Consider the following 18,314-nt stretch of genomic DNA (forward strand, 5'->3'; position numbering starts at 1 on the left):
AGCGTGGGAACGATCATCCAAAGCTATTTCACAGGCAACTCAATCCTTTCAGTTTCGCCCGGCACCGTCGGCCAATCCCCAGCCGCCCAACGCTGCCGCGCTTGTTCGATCATGGCCGCGTCGCTCGCCACGAAGTTCCAATTGATCCGCCGTGGCCCATCCAGCGGCGCGCCGCCAAACACCACCAGATGGCAATCGCTTTCAGCAAACAGCGTCATTTCCTGCCCCGCAGGCAATACCGCCAGGCTATGCACCTCCAACGCCTCGCCATCCAACTGCGCTTCACCCTCCAGCACATACACCGCGCGTTCCTCGTGCTCATCCGGGATCAGCAGGGTCGTGGCCGTCTGCATCCGCACTTCGGCATACAGTGTTGGCGACAGCACTGGCACCGGCGATTTGAGGCAGAAACCAGAGCCTGCGATCAGGCGGATCTGCACGCCCAAATTGTCGCTGACCGGCAAACTCGCCGCCGAGTGATGGCTGTAATGCCCTGGCCCGGTCTCGTGATCCTTAGGCGAGGCCAGCCATACTTGCAGGCCATGCAGGCTGAAACCTGCGGCCTTGAGCGCCTCGGGCGTTCGTTCGACGTGGGCGATGGCACTGCCGGCGGTCATCCAGCTGACGTCACCGGCGTGCACCACCTGGTCCGAGCCGAGGCTGTCCTTATGTTGCAGTGCGCCCTCAAACAGATAGGTCAGCGTGGACAGCCCGATATGCGGATGCTGGCGGATGTTCATGCCGGTGCCGGCTGTATAGCGGGTGAGCAACATATGGTCGAAAAACACAAAAGGCCCGACGCTGCGGCATTCGCGCGAGGGCAGCGGGCGCAGGATCGGCTGGCCTTCAACCTCTTCGGCGCGTGGGCGAATCACGGTGAGGGTGGTCATGGTGCGTCCCTGTCTCAGCGGGTTAGATGGCAGTGAGCATAACCCGCTCGACAGGGCGTTGGCGCTATTGGCTGAAGGCGCCTTCCGACAATTTCGTCTCGATAGTGACCTCAGCCGTGGTCATCAGCTTGTGCACCGGGCAGCGATCTGCCACGCGGTGCAGCTCGTCGCGCTGCTCGTCAGTGAGCACGCCTTTGAGGGTCAGCTTGACGCTGAGCTTGTACTTGCCTTTTTGCTCCTCGGTACTGTCGTGGGTGACTTCCACGGTCACGCCGGTCAGCGGGATGCTTTTTTTCTGGGCGTAGAGCTTGACGGTCAAGGCTTTGCACGATGCCAGGGCGGCATCGAAATAGTCGTGCGGGGAGGGCGCCGAGTCGTCGCCGCCCAGGCTCTTGGGCAGGTCAGTGAACAGTTCGTGGTTGTTGATATTCACGCTGTGGCGAAAGTTATCGTGGTTCAGGGTGTTGACGGTAACAGGCATGGTGAACCTCACAGGTTGGCGGGATGAAGGTCATGCAGTTATAGAGCATGCTGGCACTTAGGTGTTCCGCGTTTTTTTGGCTGATGAACCCCGGCACATGCCGCAAGGTCTACCCGTATTAGCCTATATCGAGGTTTACCGTGCCCTGGAATCGCCTGAGTCTGGCCCTGTTACTCGCCGCCAGTAGCCTTGCTGCGCAAGCCCGCGACTATGCCTACAGCGACGCGCACCTGCATTACGTGGATTTCTTTCAGGAAACGGCGGGCGTGGATAAGTTGCTCAAGGCCATGGCCGACGCTCGCATCGAACACGTGATGATTTCCGGCATTCCCGTGGCCAAAAAATGGCACGAAGATGAACCCAAGCGCCCGCGTTACTACGCCGGTGACGATGCCGACGCCTATTGGTACAGCGCCACCGATGTGATCGTCGCGGCTGCGCTGAACAAGCTCACACCTGAGCAGCGTCAGCATTTCCATCCGTTTCTGTCCGGTTTCAACCCTAACGACAAGAACTCTGCCGCGCATATCCAGCGCATGCTCAATCTCAATCCTGGGTTGTGGCAGGGCATCGGCGAAGTGTTCACGCGCCATGACGACCTGACCGCCTTGACCGCCTTGACCGCCGGCGATACCCCACGTGCCAACAACGAAGCCATGAAGCGCATCTATCACCTTGCCGCCGAAAACGACCTGCCGGTGCTGCTGCATTCCAATATCACCTCCAAACGCGAGCGCAACCCGCTGTACCTGCCGGAGGTGGAAGAATCGCTGCGCAACCACCCACACACCCGCTTTATCTGGGCCCACGCCGGTACCAGCAAGGAGATCCACCGCCATCAGGTGCAGATGGACTTTCTCCTGCCGACCTTGAGCCGCCTGTTGGAGGCGTATCCCAACCTGTACATCGACCTGTCCTGGAGCATGCTCACGCCGTACTTGCTCGATGACGCGGGTAAGCCAAGGCCTGAGTGGTTAAAGCTGGTAGAGCGTTTCCCGGAGCGCTTTATGGTGGGTTCGGACGTTGTAGGGCGCTTCAACAAGCTCGGTAAGGAAATGCATCGCTTTGATCCGTTTCTCGATGCACTGCCCGAAGCGATAGCCCGCAAGATGGCACGCGATAACTTCCTGGCGACTCTGCCGAAATCCACTCGCGATGAGCAGGCACATTGATATCGCCTTTTCGTCTTACGCAAATGTGAGCAGGGGCCGATACCTTTCAGGATGCCCCGCTGCAGGTGGATGCAGCGCATTTGGAAGGAATCCCGGCAATGAGTAGTATCCGCAGTCTGAATATCGCCCCCCGTGCCGGCTTGGGCTTTGGCGTGCTGGCGTTGATGGTGTTCGCCTTGGGCGGCTTCGCCCTTTTGCAAATGGCTAATATGCGCCATCAGTCGGATCAGGTAGAAAATAACTGGCTGCCCAGCGTGATGGCGGTGGGGGAGATGAACCAGGACCTGCTGCGGATTCGCGCGCTGACCCTGCGTTTGCTGGTCAACCGTGACTCGCAGGCGCTCGCGCAGAACGAGCAGAAACTCACCGACCTCAAGAATGGCCTGCATCACGCGAAGACGCTCTATGAAGGGCTGATCGTGCTGCCCGAAGAGCGCACGCTGTTTGATCGCTTCAAGGCCGAAGAGCAGCAATACCTGCAGCGTCAGGACCTGGTCATGGGGTTCTCCAAGGCTAATCAGCTGGAGGATGCAATCAAGATCGTCAACGGCGAGATGAATCAACTCGCCGATGCGATGTCCAGGACGCTGCATGACCTGGTCGCCTTGAACAAGGCCAGTGCCAATCAGGCCGCCAGCCTGGCGCAAAGTGTGTTTACTCAGTCGCGTACGTGGGTGATCGTCATGATCGTACTGACTGCGTTGATCACCGTCGGGTTGGCGGTGTGGCTGACCCGCAGCATCGTACTGCCGCTGGCGCAGTCGCTGAAAGTTGCCCAGGGCGTTGCCGGTGGCGACCTGACCGGTGAGATCAGTGTGACCGGCAACGATGAGCCGGCGCGTTTGCAACAGGCGCTCAAAGGCATGCAGGAGAACCTGCGTGACACCATCCGGCGCATTGCCGAATCCTCGAACCAATTGGCCTCGGCGTCCGAAGAACTCAGTTGCGTGACTGAGGACGCTACCCGTGGCCTGCACCAGCAGAATCAGGAAATCGAGCAGGCGGCCACGGCGGTTAACCAGATGACGGCGGCGGTGGAGGAGGTGGCGAGTAATGCGGTGGCAACGTCACAGGCGTCCCGCGAATCTGACCGCATTGCCCAGCGTGGGCGTGAGCAAGTGCACCAGACGGTGGCGTCGATCGAGGCGTTGGCCACGGATGTGACGGCCAATGCGACCCAGGTCGAGGCGCTGGCGCAGAAGGTGTATGGCATCAGCAAAGTGCTGGATGTGATTCGCTCGATAGCCGAGCAGACTAACCTGCTGGCGCTGAATGCGGCGATTGAAGCGGCACGCGCTGGGGATGCCGGACGTGGGTTTGCGGTGGTGGCGGATGAAGTGCGGGCCTTGGCCCATCGCACGCAGCAGTCGACCCAGGAAATCGAGCAGATGATCAGCGGGATTCAGCAGGGCACCGATCAAGCCGTCAGTTCGATGCAGCAGAGCAATACGCGGGCGCGTTCCACGCTGGATATCGCCAAGTCGGCGGGCACGGCGCTGGAGGAGATTGCCTCGGCGTTTGCGCTGATCAACGAGCGCAACCTGGTGATTGCCAGTGCGTCGGAACAGCAGGCGGCGGTGGCGCGGGAGGTGGATCGCAATTTGATGAATATTCGCGATTTGGCGCACCAGTCCTCGACCGGGGCGAACCAGACCAGTGCGGCGAGCCAGGAATTGTCGCGGTTGGCGGTGGACCTGAATACCATGGTGGCGCGGTTTTCGGTGTAGGGCGTGCAAGCGAGTTGACGCCATCGCAGGCAAGCCAGCCCCATTGTGCAATGTGGGAGCTGGCTTGCCTGCGATGCCATGGGTATCTACGCAACTTTTTGTGTTGCTTTTAGCCTGGATGGTTTAGGTAGATTGAGTACATATCCGTTGCTGCGGTAACGGCTGCTTAGGGTTCCGCCCTTACGGCGGGTCACTTTTGGAAAAGAGCCCCAAAAGTAACCAAAAGGGCTCTTGCCCCACCACTCGGTGCCTCGCCTAGGCTCGGCATGCCCTCACTCCGGCTTGAATCCGTGGGCCGCCGCGATGGGCCATCCTTGGCCCAGCGCGGCTAACCCGGCGTCCTGCCGGGTTACCCACGGATTCAAGCCTGCGTTCGGCCATCGTGGTTAACGGGGCGCCTCAGATCAAGATCAAGATCAAAAGCAAGAGCACGGCGGCCTAGTAGCCGACCTGAGTGGTGAAGCAAAAGCAGGCAGAAGCAAGCACACCCTATCTACTGATGTAATGAGATCCCAATGTGGGAGCGGGCTTGCTCGCGAAGCGGTGTGAAGTGCGCCCCAGAAGTTGGACACTCGTCCAACTCCTGAGGCTTTTCATGAGCAAATACACGACGCAGTTCAAGTCACTCGGCTCTTGATCTGCTTTTGATCTTGATCTTGCTTTTGATCTGAGGCGCCCCGTTAAACCACGCTGGCCGAACGCAGGCGTGAATACTTGGGTAACCCGGCAGGACACCGGGTTAGCCGCGCTGGGCCAACGATCAAGCCGAGTGAGGGCATGCCGAGCCTAAGCGAGGCACCGAGTGGTGGGGCGAAGACTTTTTGGTTACTTTTGTGTCTTTACAAAAGTGACCCGCTGTAAGAGCGGAACCCATAGCAGCCGTTACCCAAATAACGGATATGTACCCAGCGCCCCCCCGCGACAACCAAAGCATTCAACCCTAAAAAGATGTGTAGTCTCTGCGATGAGGGCGACTCGGTGTCAAATCCGACCCCCCATAAAAAAGCCCCGAACCAGTCGGGGCTTTTTCATGTGATCAACCTGCGGGGCTTACTTGCCCTGCCAGCGTTTCAGCACCAAGGTAGCGTTAGTGCCACCGAAGCCGAAGCTGTTGCTCATCACGGTGTCGATTTTGACGTTTTCAACGGTCTTGGTCAGGATCGGCATATCGGCAACGACCGGGTCGATCTCTTCGATATTGGCCGAACCGGCCATGAAGTTGCCTTCCATCATCAGCAGGCAGTAGATCGCTTCGTGAACGCCGGCGGCGCCCAGGGAGTGACCGGACAGGCTCTTGGTGGAGCTGATGGCCGGGGCTTTGTCGCCGAATACCGCACGCACACCTTCCATTTCCTTGGCGTCGCCGACCGGAGTCGAGGTGCCGTGGGTGTTCAGGTAGTCGATTGGGGTATCCACGGTGGACATCGCCATCTGCATGCAACGGATGGCGCCTTCGCCGCTTGGGGCAACCATGTCGTAGCCGTCGGAAGTCGCGCCGTAACCGACGATTTCCGCGTAGATCTTCGCACCACGGGCCAGAGCGTGTTCCAGCTCCTCGACCACCACCATGCCGCCACCGCCGGCGATGACGAAACCGTCACGCTTGGCGTCGTAGGCGCGGGAGGCCTTCTCCGGGGTTTCGTTGTACTGGGTGGACAGCGCGCCCATGGCGTCGAACAGGAACGATTGGCTCCAATGCTCTTCTTCACCGCCGCCGGCAAACACGATGTCCTGCTTACCCAACTGGATCTGCTCAACGGCAGTACCGATGCAGTGAGCACTGGTGGCGCACGCCGAGGAGATCGAGTAGTTCACGCCCTTGATCTGGAACGGCGTGGCCAGGCAGGCCGAAACGGTGCTGCCCATGGTCCGTGTGACACGGTACGGGCCAACGCGCTTCACGCCTTTTTCGCGCAGGATGTCCAGCGCTTCCATCTGGTTGAGGGTCGATGCGCCGCCGGAGCCGGCGATCAGGCCGGTGCGTACGTTCGAAACCTGGTCTTCGCTCAGGCCGGAGTCGGCGATGGCGTCTTTCATGGCCAGGTAGGCGTAGGCGGCAGCGTGGCCGACGAAGCGATAGATCTTGCGATCGATCAGTTCTTCGAGGGGCAGGTCGATGGAGCCGGAAACCTGGCTACGCAGACCCATTTCGGCATATTCCGGGTTGAAGCGGATGCCAGGGCGACTTGCACGCAGGTTAGCGGTGACGGTCTCTTTGTCATTGCCCAGGCAAGAAACAATGCCCAGACCAGTGATAACGACGCGGCGCATGCGGATAACCCTTAAAAGTTGTCAGTGGAAGTGAATACGCCGACCCGAAGGCCTTCGGCAGTATAGATCTCGCGACCGTCGACAGTCACCGAACCGTCGGCGATAGCGAGGTTCAGCTTGCCCTTGAGGACGCGCTTGATTTGAATGTTGTAAGTGACTTTCTTGGCGGTTGGCAAGACCTGGCCAAAGAACTTCACTTCGCCTGAACCCAGGGCGCGACCGCGGCCTGGCAGACCTTGCCAGCCCAGGTAGAAGCCAACCAGTTGCCACATGGCGTCAAGGCCCAGGCAGCCCGGCATGACAGGGTCGCCTTCGAAATGGCAGGCGAAGAACCACAGGTCAGGGGTGATATCCAGCTCGGCGACCAATTCACCTTTGCCGTACTTGCCACCTTCTTCGCTGATATGGGTGATGCGATCCACCATCAGCATGTTAGGGGCGGGCAGTTGCGCGTTACCTGGGCCGAACAGCTCACCGCGACTGCAGCGCAGCAGGTCTTCCCGAGTAAAGGCGTTTTGTTTGGTCATGCGAGCTCCTCAATAATCCCATGCGGCAGGGTAGGGCAAATCTTCCCGAACCGAATGAAGCGTTCATGCCTCATGTCGGCAGCCTACACATAGACTATTGCGTTGTAGTGAAAGTCACAGCGATAAGGTACTGAATGTACACTTGTTCACTGAAATTTTAAACCGGGCCTGTTTATGGGCCCGTTCGGGTGCCTAAGACTGCCGCACTTTCGTCTTTCACGCCAGTCGCAGTTGGTTGATGGCCCAGCGCTATTGCACCCAGCGTTGCAGGATTTGCTGCAAATCCGTGCGTTTGAACGGCTTGGCCAGGTAATCGTTCATTCCGGCTGCCATGCAGGCTTCGCGATCGCCCTGCAACGCATTGGCGGTCAAGGCAATAATAGGCAGATCGGCGCAGCCGGGCAGTTGGCGAATTTGCCTTGTGGCCTCGTAGCCGTCGATTAACGGCAGGCGGCAATCCATCAGGATCGCGGTAAAAATCAGGCTCTCGGCACTTCGGATGGCCTCGGCGCCGTCGGTGGCCAGGCTCACTTCAAAGCCCAGGCTGCGTAGCATGGCTTCGACCACGGTGCGGTTGACCGGGTTGTCTTCTACCAGCAGCACGTGGCGGCCATCGCCGGCGCTGCTCTTGCCTTCGGCGTGCGGGGCAATCGTCGGCAGGCTTTGCTGATCGATGGCCAGTGGAATTTCCAAGGTAAACACCGAGCCTCGGCCTTCCTCACTTTGGGCGCGCAGCGTGCCGCCCATGCGTTCGGCCAGGGTGCGTGCGATCGGCAAGCCCAGCCCGGTGCCGCCGTAACGTCTTGAAATGGAACTGTCGGCCTGCTGGAACGCGTCGAACATCAGTTCCAAGCGCTCGGCGGAAATCCCGATGCCGCTGTCGCGCACGGTGCAGGTGAACCACACCAACTCGTGGTCGAGGGTTTGCCAGTGAGGCTCGACAGTCACCGTGCCGTGTTCGGTGAACTTCAGCGCGTTACCGATCAGGTTCACCAGGATCTGCCGGATACGCGTGGGGTCGCCCTGTACGCGCAGGGCGTCCATGCCCTGCGGAATCGGCAGCTCCAGCGCCAGCCCGCGTTGCTGGGCGTTGTGCTGGAAGGCCTGGGCGCAACTGCTGATCAGGTCCGCGAGGTTGAACGGGATATGTTCCAGCTCCAGTGCGGCGCGTTCGATGCGTGAGAAGTCGAGGATGTCGTTGATCACCTTGAGCAAATGCTCGGTGGACTCGCTGGCCAGCGCCGCGTACTCGGTCTGCTCCTCGGTCATCTCGGTGGTTTCCAGCAGTTGCAACATGCCCAGCACGCCGTTCATGGGTGTGCGCAACTCGTGGCTCATCATCGCCAGGAAGTCCGACTTGGCATTGTTCGCCCGTTCGGCTTCCTCGCGCGTCTGGATCAACTGGGCCATGGCCTGGTGCTGCTCACGGCTGGCCTGGTTGAGGCCCTCGGCGAGGTTATTGATATGCCGCGACAGGTCACCCAGTTCCGAGTCGTCGACAATCGGCAATGGCGTTTTGTAATCACCTTGCTGGATGGCCTTCACCGCATGGCCCATGGCGCTGATCGGCTGCGACAGGCTGGCGGCCAGGCGCCGTGCGAGCAGGAAGGTAAATAGCAGGGCGAACAAGGCGAGGATGCCGGCCTTGAACAGGATCTCCTGTTGGCGCTGACTGAACGCGTCATTGGACATGCCGACAATCACCCGGCCCAGGTAATCCGCGTGCGGCGCCTTGGGTTCGTTGAGGTTGTCCTGGAAAAAGTCGTTACCCAGTTGGATATGCTGCAAGCGAATGGGGGCTTGGTAGACTTTCATCGACAGTGAGCGGTCGTGATTTTCCGACGGCTGTTCGACGTACACCAGGACTTGCTCGGTGCTGTCCTGAATCTCCAGAAAGCGCACATGGGGCGTGGCCAATGTTGCGCGCAGCAGGCTCTCGAGCACGTCGTTGTTGCCGGAAATCACGCCGTACTCGGTGGCGGGGGCCAATTGGTTGGCGATCAGTTGGCCGGTGTGGTCCAGTTCCTGGCGCAGGTCCTGGATTCGCACGAAGGTGAAAAAGCTGATCAACAGCAAGGTCAGCAACAGCGCCGGGCCCAGGGTGATGAGCTGGGTGCGGGTGTTGATGTCCCAACGACGACGCAAGGTCATGGACGTTTTTCTCCTTCGGCCAATCGGGCGGCGACGGCGACTTCGTCAACCTGTTCGATCCCCAGTGAGCGTGCGACTTGCGGGTTGCCCACGACTTTGAAGTGTTCCGGGTACAACGTGCGCGGCCAACTGGCCGGCGGGTGGTCTAACAGTCGGCCGAGTACATTGAGCCAGTCGGCCTGGTCGCTGTAAGTGCTGGCCAGGCTGCCGGCCTTGACGAACCCGGCGTTGGGCCCCACCAGCGGCAGTTGTTGGGCGTAACTGCTGAGCAACAGGTTCTTCACGGTTTTCGGGTTGTAGAGCCGCGGGTCATCGAGGCCGAGCAGCACGTCACTGCTCTTGAGCAGGTTTTGCAGCGGGCGGCTGTCATTAATGTTGTCCCAGCGCTGCGGCACAATCTCCAGCCCCATAGGCGCTGCGTACTGGCGCAACTCCTGCAGCAGGAACTCACTGTCGACGCCGTAGAGCACGCCGATGCGTTGGGCTTGGGGCAGGATATCGGCGATCAGTTTCAGTTGACGCTCAAGAGGGGGATCGCTCCACAACAGGCTGATTTTTGCTGGGTGAGCGTTGCCCAGGCGCTGCCGGGCTTGCAGGCGGCTGATGCGCAGCACCAAGGTCGGCGGGCCCTGGGCATCCTGCAGGCGCCAATCGAGACCCGGCAGGTCGAGCAGGATCAGACGGGTGTTGGTAGGCAACTCACTGGGGGGCGGCAGGTCTTTGAGCGGGGTGAAGGTCACATGGTCTTCGGGGCGCTGCTGGGCAAGGGCCTGGGTAAAGGCTTGCATACCGGCACCGTCTTCGGCGGCGGTCAGCAGAATGTCGGCGCTCCAGGCCGGCGCAGTCAGCAGCAGGCACGCCAACAGCACGCCGCGCCGCCACAGCCGTGCAACATAAAGGAGGGTCATCCGTGACTGATCGCCCATGTCAGAACTCTAACTCCGCGCTGAAGTAGAGGACGTGGCGACTGTCGTAGTTGTTGTCGGCCCAAGTGGTCGGCTGGTTATCCAGGCGTTGTTGCAACATACCGGCCAGCTCCACGTTGGCTTTGCCCAGGGCAATGCGCTTGGCCACCCGCAGGTCGACCCGTTCGAAGCGATAGTGGTTGAGTGCGTCGTCGCCATAGTAGAACAGCGCGCTCGACCAGCCGTGGCCCCATTCGCGCAACCAGCCGGCCGAGCCGCTGTTGCGTGCAGTTTGCGCTTTGTCCTTGGGGTTGCTGGCGGTGGCGTCGACGTAAGCATAGGTCAGCCGCAGGCGGTCGGCGTTGCTCATACGCCAGTCGAACTGTGATTCGGCGCCGGTAAACCGCGAGCTGTTGGCATTGCTGGCAATGTATTGGTTGTTGCGCAGCGGCGAGCTGATCATGTCGGTGATTTCGTCGTAGAACAGTTTCACGTCGACATTCAGCCCAAGGTCGGCAAAGAAGCCGTTGTAGCCCAGCTCGCGCGAACGCATCAACTCTTTATCGAGGTTCCCGGGCCCGCGTGTTACCACAAAATATTGCCCGGAGTTTTGTCCGTAGGTCGGCGAGCTGAGATTGGTGACGCGATAGCTCCAGTTGACGTTGTTCTCGAACATGTCCGGCGAGCGAATCGCCTCGGAATACACCGCGCGCAGGCCGTGGCGCGGGTTGATCAGGTAATTGACCGCCACCCGCGGCGTCAGCGAGTTGCCGCTCAAGTGGGTGTCTTCGTACATCGCGCCGCCTTGCAGCAGCCAGTGTTCGCTGGCGCGCCATTCCAGGTGGCCGAACAGGCGCCAGGTGGTGTCGTCGAGGGTGCCGTTGAAGTAGGTGTCGGAGTCGGCGCGGTCATAACGGTAATTCATGCCGCTGACCAGGCGCAGGCTGTCGGACAGGCTGAGAGTGTCCTGGATCTCGAGGTCGTAGCGACTCTCGCGAGTGCTTTGGTCGATATTGCCGCAGACAGGGTTTTTGCCGTCGCCACCCCATTGCTGCAGCACTTGCTCGGCCAGCGCCCGCTCGGCGCTACTGCCTGGCGGCGGATTGCCGGGCGTGTAGGTGTTCATATGCCGGGCCAACTGCTCGGCATAGTTGGGGTTGAGCTGCCACAGCTGGGTCAGTTCCGGGCTGAACGACACCTTGGCGTCACAGGCTTTCCAGATCTGTTGGCGGTCCCATTGCTGGGCCGAGCCCTGGATATACAGGCTGTGTTCGGGGTTGAACTCGACGTTCCAGCGCACGGAGCCGGCATAGTCCTTGGCCGTCACGTCGGAATTGGTGCCACCTTCGGTAATCCCGGCGAATACCGGGGTGTAGGTATAAGGGCGCTGATTGCTGCCTTCTTTGGCGTCGAGTTGCACATCGATGCTCTGCTGCGCGTTCAGGGTCTGGCTCACGGCCAAGCTGAAACGGCTGAGGCGGCGGCCGTCCCGACGGTCGGCACCGACCTTATCGCTGTCAAAACCATCGTCCTGTTGCCCGGACATCGACAGGCGCAAGTCACCGGTTTCCCAGCCCATGCCCTGGCTGGCGTAGAAATCGTTGATGCCGCGTTCGCCACGCACCACTTTGACCCGCGAGCCGTGGCTGTTGGACGGTGAGCGTGTGAGGATATTGACCACCGCCATCAACGCATTGGCGCCATAGCTGACGGTGTTGGGGCCGCGAAACACCTCGATACGTTCGATGTCTTCCATGGCCACTGGGATATCACTCCAGTCCACTGTGGCCAGGCCTGCGCGGTACACCGAGCGCCCGTCGATCAACACCTGCATGCGCCGCGCATCGCTGGCACTGGTGCCGTGGTAGTTCACCGCTGCCTGGTTGCCGGTGGTATAGCCGACCATCATTCCCGGCACCAGCCGCAGCAACTCGGCGATGTCTCGCGCGCCGCTGGCCTTGATCAGCTCGCTGTCGATCACGGTCATGCTGCCGGGCACGGCGGCCGCCGATTGCTTGAGGCGTGTGGCCGTCAGTACCTGGGGCAGCGGCTGACTGTCGAGGAACAGGTCATCGGCCAATGCAGACGCGCTGCAAAGCAGCATCAACAACACAGATGAGCGAGGAGGAGGGCCCAGATACACGGTACAGCCTTGATAATTGCGGATAGCCGCCCATGTTAACTGAGGTGGGGCCATTTGCCAGTCGTCGCCCTTGCAATTACTTCACACAAACCTGGCATTTTCCGACAAGCGTGTGAATTGTCATGGGGGCTGGCCGCAAGCGGGTCGCCCCGTATAATGCTGGCATCGCCACTGGTATGGATTAACGGATTGCATATGACTGAGCAGCGCCCTATTGCGGTCCTGGGAGGCGGAAGTTTTGGTACCGCCGTGGCAAACCTGCTGGCCGAAAACGGCCACGCGGTGCGCCAATGGATGCGCGACCCCGAGCAGGCCGAGGCCATCCGCGTTCACCGTGAAAACCCCCGTTACCTTAAAGGCATCAAGATCCATGCGGCTGTGGAACCGGTCACAGACTTGCTGGCTACGCTCAATGAGTGTGACCTGTGCTTCGTCGCGCTGCCTTCCAGCGCCTTGCGTTCGGTGCTGGCACCCCATGCCGAACGCCTGGCGGGCAAGCTGCTGGTCAGCCTGACCAAAGGCATCGAGGCGCACACCTTTAAGCTGATGAGCGAAATCCTCGAAGAGATCGCCCCCCAGGCGCGCATTGGCGTGCTGTCCGGGCCGAACCTGGCGCGAGAAGTCGCCGAGCACGCGCTGACGGCTACCGTGGTCGCCAGTGAAGATGAAGAATTGTGTGAGCGCGTCCAGGCGGTGCTGCATGGCCGCACCTTCCGCGTCTACGCCAGCAGCGATCGCTTTGGCGTCGAACTGGGCGGGGCGTTGAAAAACGTCTACGCGATCATCGCCGGCATGGCCGTGGCCTTGGGCATGGGTGAAAACACCAAGAGCATGCTGATCACCCGCGCCTTGGCGGAGATGACCCGCTTTGCGGTGAACCAGGGCGCTAACCCGATGACTTTCCTGGGGCTAGCGGGCGTTGGCGACTTGATCGTGACCTGCTCGTCGCCCAAAAGCCGCAACTATCAGGTGGGTTTCGCCCTGGGCCAGGGCCTGAGCCTGGAAGACGCGGTGACGCGCCTGGGCGAAGTTGCCGAGGGCGTCAACACCCTTAAAGTGTTGAAGGCCAAGGCCCAGGAAGTCGGTGTGTACATGCCGCTGGTCGCCGGGCTGCATGCGATTCTGTTTGAAGGGCGCACCTTGAATCAGGTCATCGAGTTGCTGATGCGCGCCGAACCGAAAACCGATGTCGACTTTATTTCCACCAGTGGTTTCAACTGAGGAACGCGCCATGAACGATCCGAAAGCGGCCCCTAAATACGAGTCCATTCTCCTGCGTGTCCTGTGGATGCTGGTGTTTGCCCTGGTGTGGCAAGTCGCGCAGTTCCTGCTTGGCGCGCTGGTGGTGGTGCAGTTGGTGTATCGCCTGATCTACGGCGCGCCGAACCTGGGCCTGATGAACTTTGGTGACAGTCTCAGCCAGTTTCTTGCGCAGATCGGCCGTTTCGGTAGCTTCCACACCGAGCAAAAACCTTGGCCGTTCGCCGATTGGCCGACGCCGCGCGCACCCGAAGGTGAGGCTGCCCACAGCGTGCCGCCGGCGCCGCACCCGGTGCGTGATGAAGAGCCAAAACTGTGAAGCTGTGGGTTTTGCGTCACGGTGAAGCCGAAGGGCATGCGCGCACCGACGCCGAGCGCAACCTCACTGAGCATGGCCGCAGCGAAGTGTTGCGCAGTGCCGCGCAGTTGATCGGGTTGCCGATCAGTGCCATCTTCGCCAGCCCGTATGTGCGTGCGCAGCAAACTGCGCACCTGGTGCGTGATGTGTTGGGTTTTGAGCCGGACATTCGCACCGTGGCGTGGCTGACGCCGGACAGCAACCCGGTGCAGGTGCTGGAAAAACTCGACACTGATGACAATGTGCTGCTGGTCAGCCACCAGCCCTTGGTTGGCAGCCTGATCAGCTTTTTGCAGCATGGCCATCTGCGGCAGCCGCAACCGATGTATACCGCCAGCCTGGCGGAGCTTGAAGGGGATTTTCCGCTGGCGGGGTTGATGAGCTTGGTGAGTGTGAAGAACCCGTAGGGTTGGAGTCGTGTGTGCTATATAGTCAACCAAGCAAGTGCTTGGTTGGCTATCATCGGATCACAAAGGAGCGCGTCCCATGCCTGTCGCTTTTCGTTTGCCGTTGCAGGTCTTCTTCGAACGTGAAGCGCGACACCCGCGCAAGCCCTTTCTGGTGCAGCCCACCGGCGGCGGCGAAGTGCAGACCCTCACCTGGGGCGAGGTCGGCCACCAGGCCCGCTGCGCCGCGCAGTGGCTGCGTGCCCGTGAGCTGCCGGCAGGCTCACACATTGCGCTGATCTCGAAAAACTGCGCGCACTGGATCATCGCAGACCTGGCGATCTGGATGGCCGGGCATGTGTCGGTGCCGCTCTACCCCAACCTCACCGCCGACTCCGTCGCCCATGTGCTGACCCATTCCGAGGCGGCGCTGGCGCTGATCGGCAAGCTGGATGACTGGCCGGACATGGCGCCGGGTATCCCGAACGGGTTGCCGACCATCAGCCTGCCGCTGTGCCCGGCCGGTGACTTCGATTACCGCTGGGCCGATCTGCAAGCCTGCTCGCCGATCCAGGACAGCCCCGAACCTGCCGCCTCCAGCCTGGCCACCATCGTCTATACCTCCGGCACCACCGGCTTGCCCAAAGGCGTGATGCAAACCTTCGGCGCCTTGGGCTTTGCTGCCACCCGTGGCACTGAGTTGTTTGGCCTGGGGGAGGGCGACCGCCTGCTGTCTTACCTGCCGCTGTGCCATGTGGCGGAGCGGATGTTTGTGGAGCTGGCGTCGATCTACACTGGGCAAACCGTGTTTTTTGCCGAGAGCCTCGACACCTTTCTAACCGATTTGCAGAGGGCGAGACCGACGGCGCTGTTCGGCGTGCCGCGAATCTGGACCAAGTTCCAGATGGGCGTCTACAGCAAGATCCCGCAAAAGCGCCTCGACACCCTGTTGGGCCTGCCGTTTATCGGCAAACGCGTCGGCCATAAAATCCTCGCGGGTTTGGGGCTGGATGCGCTGCGCATTGCGCTGTCCGGTGCGGCGCCTGTGCCCGAGGCCTTGCTGCGCTGGTATCAGCGCCTGGGGCTGGACGTGCTGGAGGTGTACGGCATGACCGAAAGCTGCGGCTATTCCCACGTCTGTCGCCCCGGCCAGCAGACGCTCGGCTGGATCGGCCTGCCGTGCCCTGGGGTTGAAGTGCGCATCGACGCATCGGGTGAAGTGCAAGTGCGCAGCGGCGCGACCATGCTCGGTTACTTCAAAGACCCGCAGAAAACCGCCGAAACCCTCACCGACGATGGTTTCCTGCGCACCGGCGACAAGGGCGAGCAGGATGCCGACGGCCGCCTGCGCCTGACCGGACGGCTCAAGGAAATCTTCAAGACCAGCAAGGGCAAATACGTGGCCCCGGCGCCGATTGAAAATCGCCTGGCCGAACATGCACGCATCGAGCAAGTATGCGTGGTCGGCGATGGCCTGAGTGCGCCGATCGGCTTGTGCGTTTTATCCGCCGGGCCTCAAGACCGACACGCGTTGCGCAGCAGCCTCGAACGCTGGCTGGAACAGGTCAACCAGGCGCTGGATAAGCATGAGCGCTTGCGCCAACTGGTGGTGGTAAAAGACAGTTGGGCGGTGGAAAACGGCTTTCTGACGCCGACCCTGAAGATCAAACGCACGGTGATCGAGTCGACCTACGGTGCCCAATTCCAGCGTTGGAGCGCGCGCAGCGAATCCATTCTGTGGCAGGATTAGGGCCGTAATAAAACTAACAAGGACAATCGCATGAGCCTGTGGCGCACCCAACCGAATATCGAGCAACTCAACGCGATCCAGAAAAACACCATTGGTGAGCTGCTGGATATCCGTTTCGAAAGCTTCGACGACCAATCCCTGACCGCCAGCATGGTGGTCGACCATCGCACCCATCAACCCTACGGCCTGCTGCACGGCGGCGCGTCGGTGGTGCTGGCCGAGAGCGTCGGCTCCATGGCCGCTTACCTGTGTATTGATGCCAGCAAGTTCTATTGCGTGGGCCTGGAGGTCAACGCCAACCACCTGCGCGGTGTGCGCAGCGGGCGGGTCACGGCGGTGGCGCGGGCGATCCATATCGGCCGCACGACCCAGGTGTGGGACATTCGCTTGACCAGCGACGATGGCAAAGCCAGCTGCGTATCGCGCCTGACCATGGCCGTGGTGCCTTTGGGCGAGAACCCGCCGGCGCGATAGGCGTGGCGTGAGTGTCATCATTCCTGGCGGTTACAGTCATTGCTGTAACGGCCAGGCATGGTGACAATCAACTTCTGTTTTTGTAGATGAGTCCGGTATGTCGCAGCATGTGTTTTTCGCTCACGCCAATGGCTTCCCTTCGGCCACCTACGGCAAGTTGTTTGCCGCCCTGGCCCCCGAATATGCAGTGGCTCACCTGCCGCAGCACGGTCACGACCCCAGGTTTCCGGTGGACGACAACTGGCAGAACCTGGTGGACGAGCTGATCCACCATCTGGAACTGCAGCCGGAACCGGTGTGGGGCGTGGGCCATTCCCTGGGTGGCGTATTGCATTTGCACGCGGCCATGCGCTGCCCGCAGTTGTACCGGGGTGTGGTGATGCTCGATTCGCCGGTGCTGACCCGCGCCGATCGCTGGGTTATCCGTGCCGCCAAGCGCTTCGGTTTTATCGACCGCCTGACCCCGGCCGGGCGCACCTTGGGCCGCCGTGAAGAGTTCACCGACCTGGATGCCGCGCGCAGTTACTTCGCCGGCAAGACGTTGTTTCGCGGCTTCGACCCGGAATGCTTTGATGCTTACCTGCAACATGGCCTGCAGCAGGTGGGTGATCGCCTGCGCCTGCGCTTTGATCCGGCCACCGAAATCAGCATCTACCGGGGCGTGCCCCACACTAGCCCGGGCCAGGTTCGCCAGTTGAAGGTGCCGCTGGCTGTCGTCCGTGGCCGTCAAAGTCGGGTGGTGATGCGTCACCATGCCAGCGGCGTCGACCGCCTGCCCATGGGCGAGATGCTCACTATGCCTGGCGGCCATATGTTCCCGCTTGAGCGCCCTCAGGACACCGCGACGTTGATCAAGAACCTGTTCTCGCGTTGGGAAGCGCGCGAGCGCCGTTGCGCATGAGCACACCGGTCGAAGAGGTTCGCCTGAGCCTGCCGCATATCGAGTTGGCGGCGCATCTGTTTGGCCCCGAAGACGGTCTGCCGGTGATCGCCCTGCATGGCTGGCTGGACAACGCCAACAGCTTTGCGCGGTTGGCGCCGAAACTGCGCGGTTTGCGCATCGTTGCGCTGGACATGGCCGGCCATGGGCATTCGGCGCATCGCCCTTTAGGCGCCGGTTATTCCCTCTGGGATTACGTCTTTGATGTGCTGCAAGTTGCCGAACAACTGGGTTGGAAACGTTTTGCATTACTTGGCCATTCCCTCGGCGCCATCGTTTCCATGGTACTGGCCGGTGCCTTACCGGAACGGGTCACGCACCTGGGATTGATCGACGGTGTGATCCCGCCGACCGCCCCAGGCGAGAACGCCGCCGAGCGGCTGGGCATGGCGTTGCAGGCGCAGTTGAGCCTGCAGGACAAGCGCAAACCGGTCTACCACACGCTGGATCGGGCGGTTGAAGCGCGCATGAAAGGCGTGGTGGCGGTCAGCCGCGAAGCCGCTGAACTGCTGGCCCAGCGCGGCTTGATGCCGGTGCCGGGTGGCTACACTTGGCGTACGGACAGTCGCCTGACCTTGGCATCGCCGATGCGCCTGACCGATGAACAGGCGATGGCTTTCGTGCGGCGTGTGGGTTGCCCTACACAATTGGTGGTCGCGGCTGACGGCATGCTGGTGAAACATTCCGAATTGCTTTCCCAGCTACCTTTTACGGTGGACACACTGCCGGGCGGCCATCATTTACACCTTAATGATGAGCCCGGCGCGATCCTTGTTGCAGACTGTTTCAATCGGTTCTTCCACGCGCCTTGACTTGGCGTGGGCAACTGCCGAGGCTGGGCGGATTGAAAGGGAGTCAACCATGTACGATATGAACACT

The 18,314-nt window shown here is 61.0% G+C and carries 16 protein-coding genes and 1 pseudogene; 10 read left to right on the top strand and 7 right to left on the bottom strand.

Annotated features, from left to right (window positions below; all coding sequences use genetic code 11):
- Positions 1-23: 23 nt before the first annotated feature.
- Together GJU48_RS08450 and GJU48_RS08455 are read right to left on the bottom strand one after the other, a co-directional pair.
- A complete protein-coding gene (locus GJU48_RS08450; protein ID WP_094950704.1) occupies positions 24-890 on the bottom strand; it encodes a pirin family protein in 867 nt (288 codons plus the stop codon).
- A 64-nt stretch (positions 891-954) separates the two neighbouring features.
- On the bottom strand, positions 955-1,371 hold the full coding sequence (locus tag GJU48_RS08455; RefSeq protein ID WP_094950703.1) for an OsmC family protein: 417 nt from the start codon (positions 1,369-1,371) through the stop codon (positions 955-957).
- Between the two features lie 140 nt (positions 1,372-1,511).
- Between GJU48_RS08455 and GJU48_RS08460 the strand changes: the two genes are divergently transcribed.
- The 3 genes and pseudogenes from GJU48_RS08460 (at position 1,512) to GJU48_RS25625 (ending at position 4,270) form a co-directional block, all read left to right on the top strand.
- On the top strand, positions 1,512-2,543 hold the full coding sequence (locus GJU48_RS08460; RefSeq protein WP_094950702.1) for an amidohydrolase family protein: 1,032 nt from the start codon (positions 1,512-1,514) through the stop codon (positions 2,541-2,543).
- Between the two features lie 98 nt (positions 2,544-2,641).
- A pseudogene (locus tag GJU48_RS25620) lies at positions 2,642-3,415 on the top strand (MCP four helix bundle domain-containing protein); the annotation flags it as partial.
- Positions 3,407-4,270, top strand: coding sequence for a methyl-accepting chemotaxis protein (locus GJU48_RS25625; RefSeq protein WP_371917677.1), 864 nt, complete (start codon positions 3,407-3,409; stop codon positions 4,268-4,270). The pseudogene GJU48_RS25620 and the gene GJU48_RS25625, both read left to right, overlap by 9 nt.
- 1,050 nt (positions 4,271-5,320) lie before the next feature.
- Here GJU48_RS25625 and fabB read toward each other — a convergent pair.
- From fabB to GJU48_RS08490, 5 genes are all read right to left on the bottom strand, one after another.
- Complete coding sequence (fabB, locus tag GJU48_RS08470) at positions 5,321-6,541, bottom strand: beta-ketoacyl-ACP synthase I (protein ID WP_053255243.1); 1,221 nt, start codon at positions 6,539-6,541, stop codon at positions 5,321-5,323.
- A gap of 11 nt (positions 6,542-6,552) precedes the next feature.
- Positions 6,553-7,068, bottom strand: a complete 516-nt coding sequence (fabA, locus tag GJU48_RS08475; RefSeq protein WP_003210552.1) for a 3-hydroxyacyl-[acyl-carrier-protein] dehydratase FabA — start codon at positions 7,066-7,068, stop codon at positions 6,553-6,555.
- Positions 7,069-7,317: 249 nt separating this feature from the next.
- Complete coding sequence (locus GJU48_RS08480; RefSeq protein ID WP_094950700.1) at positions 7,318-9,219, bottom strand: ATP-binding protein; 1,902 nt, start codon at positions 9,217-9,219, stop codon at positions 7,318-7,320.
- Complete coding sequence (locus tag GJU48_RS08485; RefSeq protein WP_094950699.1) at positions 9,216-10,145, bottom strand: ABC transporter substrate-binding protein; 930 nt, start codon at positions 10,143-10,145, stop codon at positions 9,216-9,218. The genes GJU48_RS08480 and GJU48_RS08485 overlap by 4 nt, the downstream gene beginning before the upstream one ends.
- A 1-nt stretch (position 10,146) precedes the next feature.
- Positions 10,147-12,267, bottom strand: coding sequence for a TonB-dependent receptor plug domain-containing protein (locus GJU48_RS08490; RefSeq protein ID WP_317988385.1), 2,121 nt, complete (start codon positions 12,265-12,267; stop codon positions 10,147-10,149).
- A 195-nt stretch (positions 12,268-12,462) separates the two neighbouring features.
- On the opposite strand from GJU48_RS08490, the gene GJU48_RS08495 reads away from it, so the two are divergent.
- From GJU48_RS08495 to GJU48_RS08525, 7 genes are all read left to right on the top strand, one after another.
- On the top strand, positions 12,463-13,488 hold the full coding sequence (locus GJU48_RS08495; protein ID WP_094950697.1) for an NAD(P)H-dependent glycerol-3-phosphate dehydrogenase: 1,026 nt from the start codon (positions 12,463-12,465) through the stop codon (positions 13,486-13,488).
- Positions 13,489-13,498: 10 nt separating this feature from the next.
- Positions 13,499-13,846, top strand: a complete 348-nt coding sequence (locus tag GJU48_RS08500; RefSeq protein ID WP_094950696.1) for a DUF4389 domain-containing protein — start codon at positions 13,499-13,501, stop codon at positions 13,844-13,846.
- Positions 13,843-14,292 (top strand): phosphohistidine phosphatase SixA, encoded by a 450-nt coding sequence (sixA, locus tag GJU48_RS08505; protein WP_094950695.1) that lies wholly within the window; start codon positions 13,843-13,845, stop codon positions 14,290-14,292. Before GJU48_RS08500 ends, sixA begins: the two co-directional genes overlap by 4 nt.
- A gap of 79 nt (positions 14,293-14,371) precedes the next feature.
- Entirely contained in the window at positions 14,372-16,021 is a 1,650-nt protein-coding gene (locus GJU48_RS08510; protein ID WP_094953675.1) for an AMP-binding protein, read from the top strand.
- A 30-nt stretch (positions 16,022-16,051) separates the two neighbouring features.
- Positions 16,052-16,495 (top strand): hotdog fold thioesterase, encoded by a 444-nt coding sequence (locus tag GJU48_RS08515; RefSeq protein WP_094953674.1) that lies wholly within the window; start codon positions 16,052-16,054, stop codon positions 16,493-16,495.
- Positions 16,496-16,592: 97 nt separating this feature from the next.
- The gene (locus GJU48_RS08520; protein WP_094953673.1) at positions 16,593-17,396 is read left to right on the top strand and encodes an alpha/beta fold hydrolase; all 804 of its coding nucleotides are present in this window, start codon (positions 16,593-16,595) and stop codon (positions 17,394-17,396) included.
- Entirely contained in the window at positions 17,393-18,247 is an 855-nt protein-coding gene (locus tag GJU48_RS08525) for an alpha/beta hydrolase (protein ID WP_094953672.1), read from the top strand. Before GJU48_RS08520 ends, GJU48_RS08525 begins: the two co-directional genes overlap by 4 nt.
- The last annotated feature ends 67 nt before the right edge of the window (positions 18,248-18,314 follow it).

Origin of the sequence: Pseudomonas sp. IB20, assembly GCF_009707325.1 — a bacterium.
Classification (GTDB): Bacteria; Pseudomonadota; Gammaproteobacteria; order Pseudomonadales; family Pseudomonadaceae; genus Aquipseudomonas.

What these genes read in the sequence shown, in the direction of transcription:
- GJU48_RS08510 (WP_094953675.1), top strand. Translation starts at nt 14,372, where the DNA reads ATGCCTGTCGCTTTTCGTTTGCCGTTGCAGGTCTTCTTCGAACGTGAA.
- GJU48_RS08455 (WP_094950703.1), bottom strand. Translation starts at nt 1,371, where the DNA reads ATGCCTGTTACCGTCAACACCCTGAACCACGATAACTTTCGCCACAGC.
- GJU48_RS08450 (WP_094950704.1), bottom strand. Translation starts at nt 890, where the DNA reads ATGACCACCCTCACCGTGATTCGCCCACGCGCCGAAGAGGTTGAAGGC.
- fabA (WP_003210552.1), bottom strand. Translation starts at nt 7,068, where the DNA reads ATGACCAAACAAAACGCCTTTACTCGGGAAGACCTGCTGCGCTGCAGT.
- GJU48_RS08495 (WP_094950697.1), top strand. Translation starts at nt 12,463, where the DNA reads ATGACTGAGCAGCGCCCTATTGCGGTCCTGGGAGGCGGAAGTTTTGGT.
- GJU48_RS08525 (WP_094953672.1), top strand. Translation starts at nt 17,393, where the DNA reads ATGAGCACACCGGTCGAAGAGGTTCGCCTGAGCCTGCCGCATATCGAG.
- GJU48_RS25625 (WP_371917677.1), top strand. Translation starts at nt 3,407, where the DNA reads ATGCAGGAGAACCTGCGTGACACCATCCGGCGCATTGCCGAATCCTCG.
- GJU48_RS08500 (WP_094950696.1), top strand. Translation starts at nt 13,499, where the DNA reads ATGAACGATCCGAAAGCGGCCCCTAAATACGAGTCCATTCTCCTGCGT.
- GJU48_RS08480 (WP_094950700.1), bottom strand. Translation starts at nt 9,219, where the DNA reads ATGACCTTGCGTCGTCGTTGGGACATCAACACCCGCACCCAGCTCATC.
- GJU48_RS08520 (WP_094953673.1), top strand. Translation starts at nt 16,593, where the DNA reads ATGTCGCAGCATGTGTTTTTCGCTCACGCCAATGGCTTCCCTTCGGCC.
- GJU48_RS08485 (WP_094950699.1), bottom strand. Translation starts at nt 10,145, where the DNA reads ATGGGCGATCAGTCACGGATGACCCTCCTTTATGTTGCACGGCTGTGG.
- fabB (WP_053255243.1), bottom strand. Translation starts at nt 6,541, where the DNA reads ATGCGCCGCGTCGTTATCACTGGTCTGGGCATTGTTTCTTGCCTGGGC.
- GJU48_RS08515 (WP_094953674.1), top strand. Translation starts at nt 16,052, where the DNA reads ATGAGCCTGTGGCGCACCCAACCGAATATCGAGCAACTCAACGCGATC.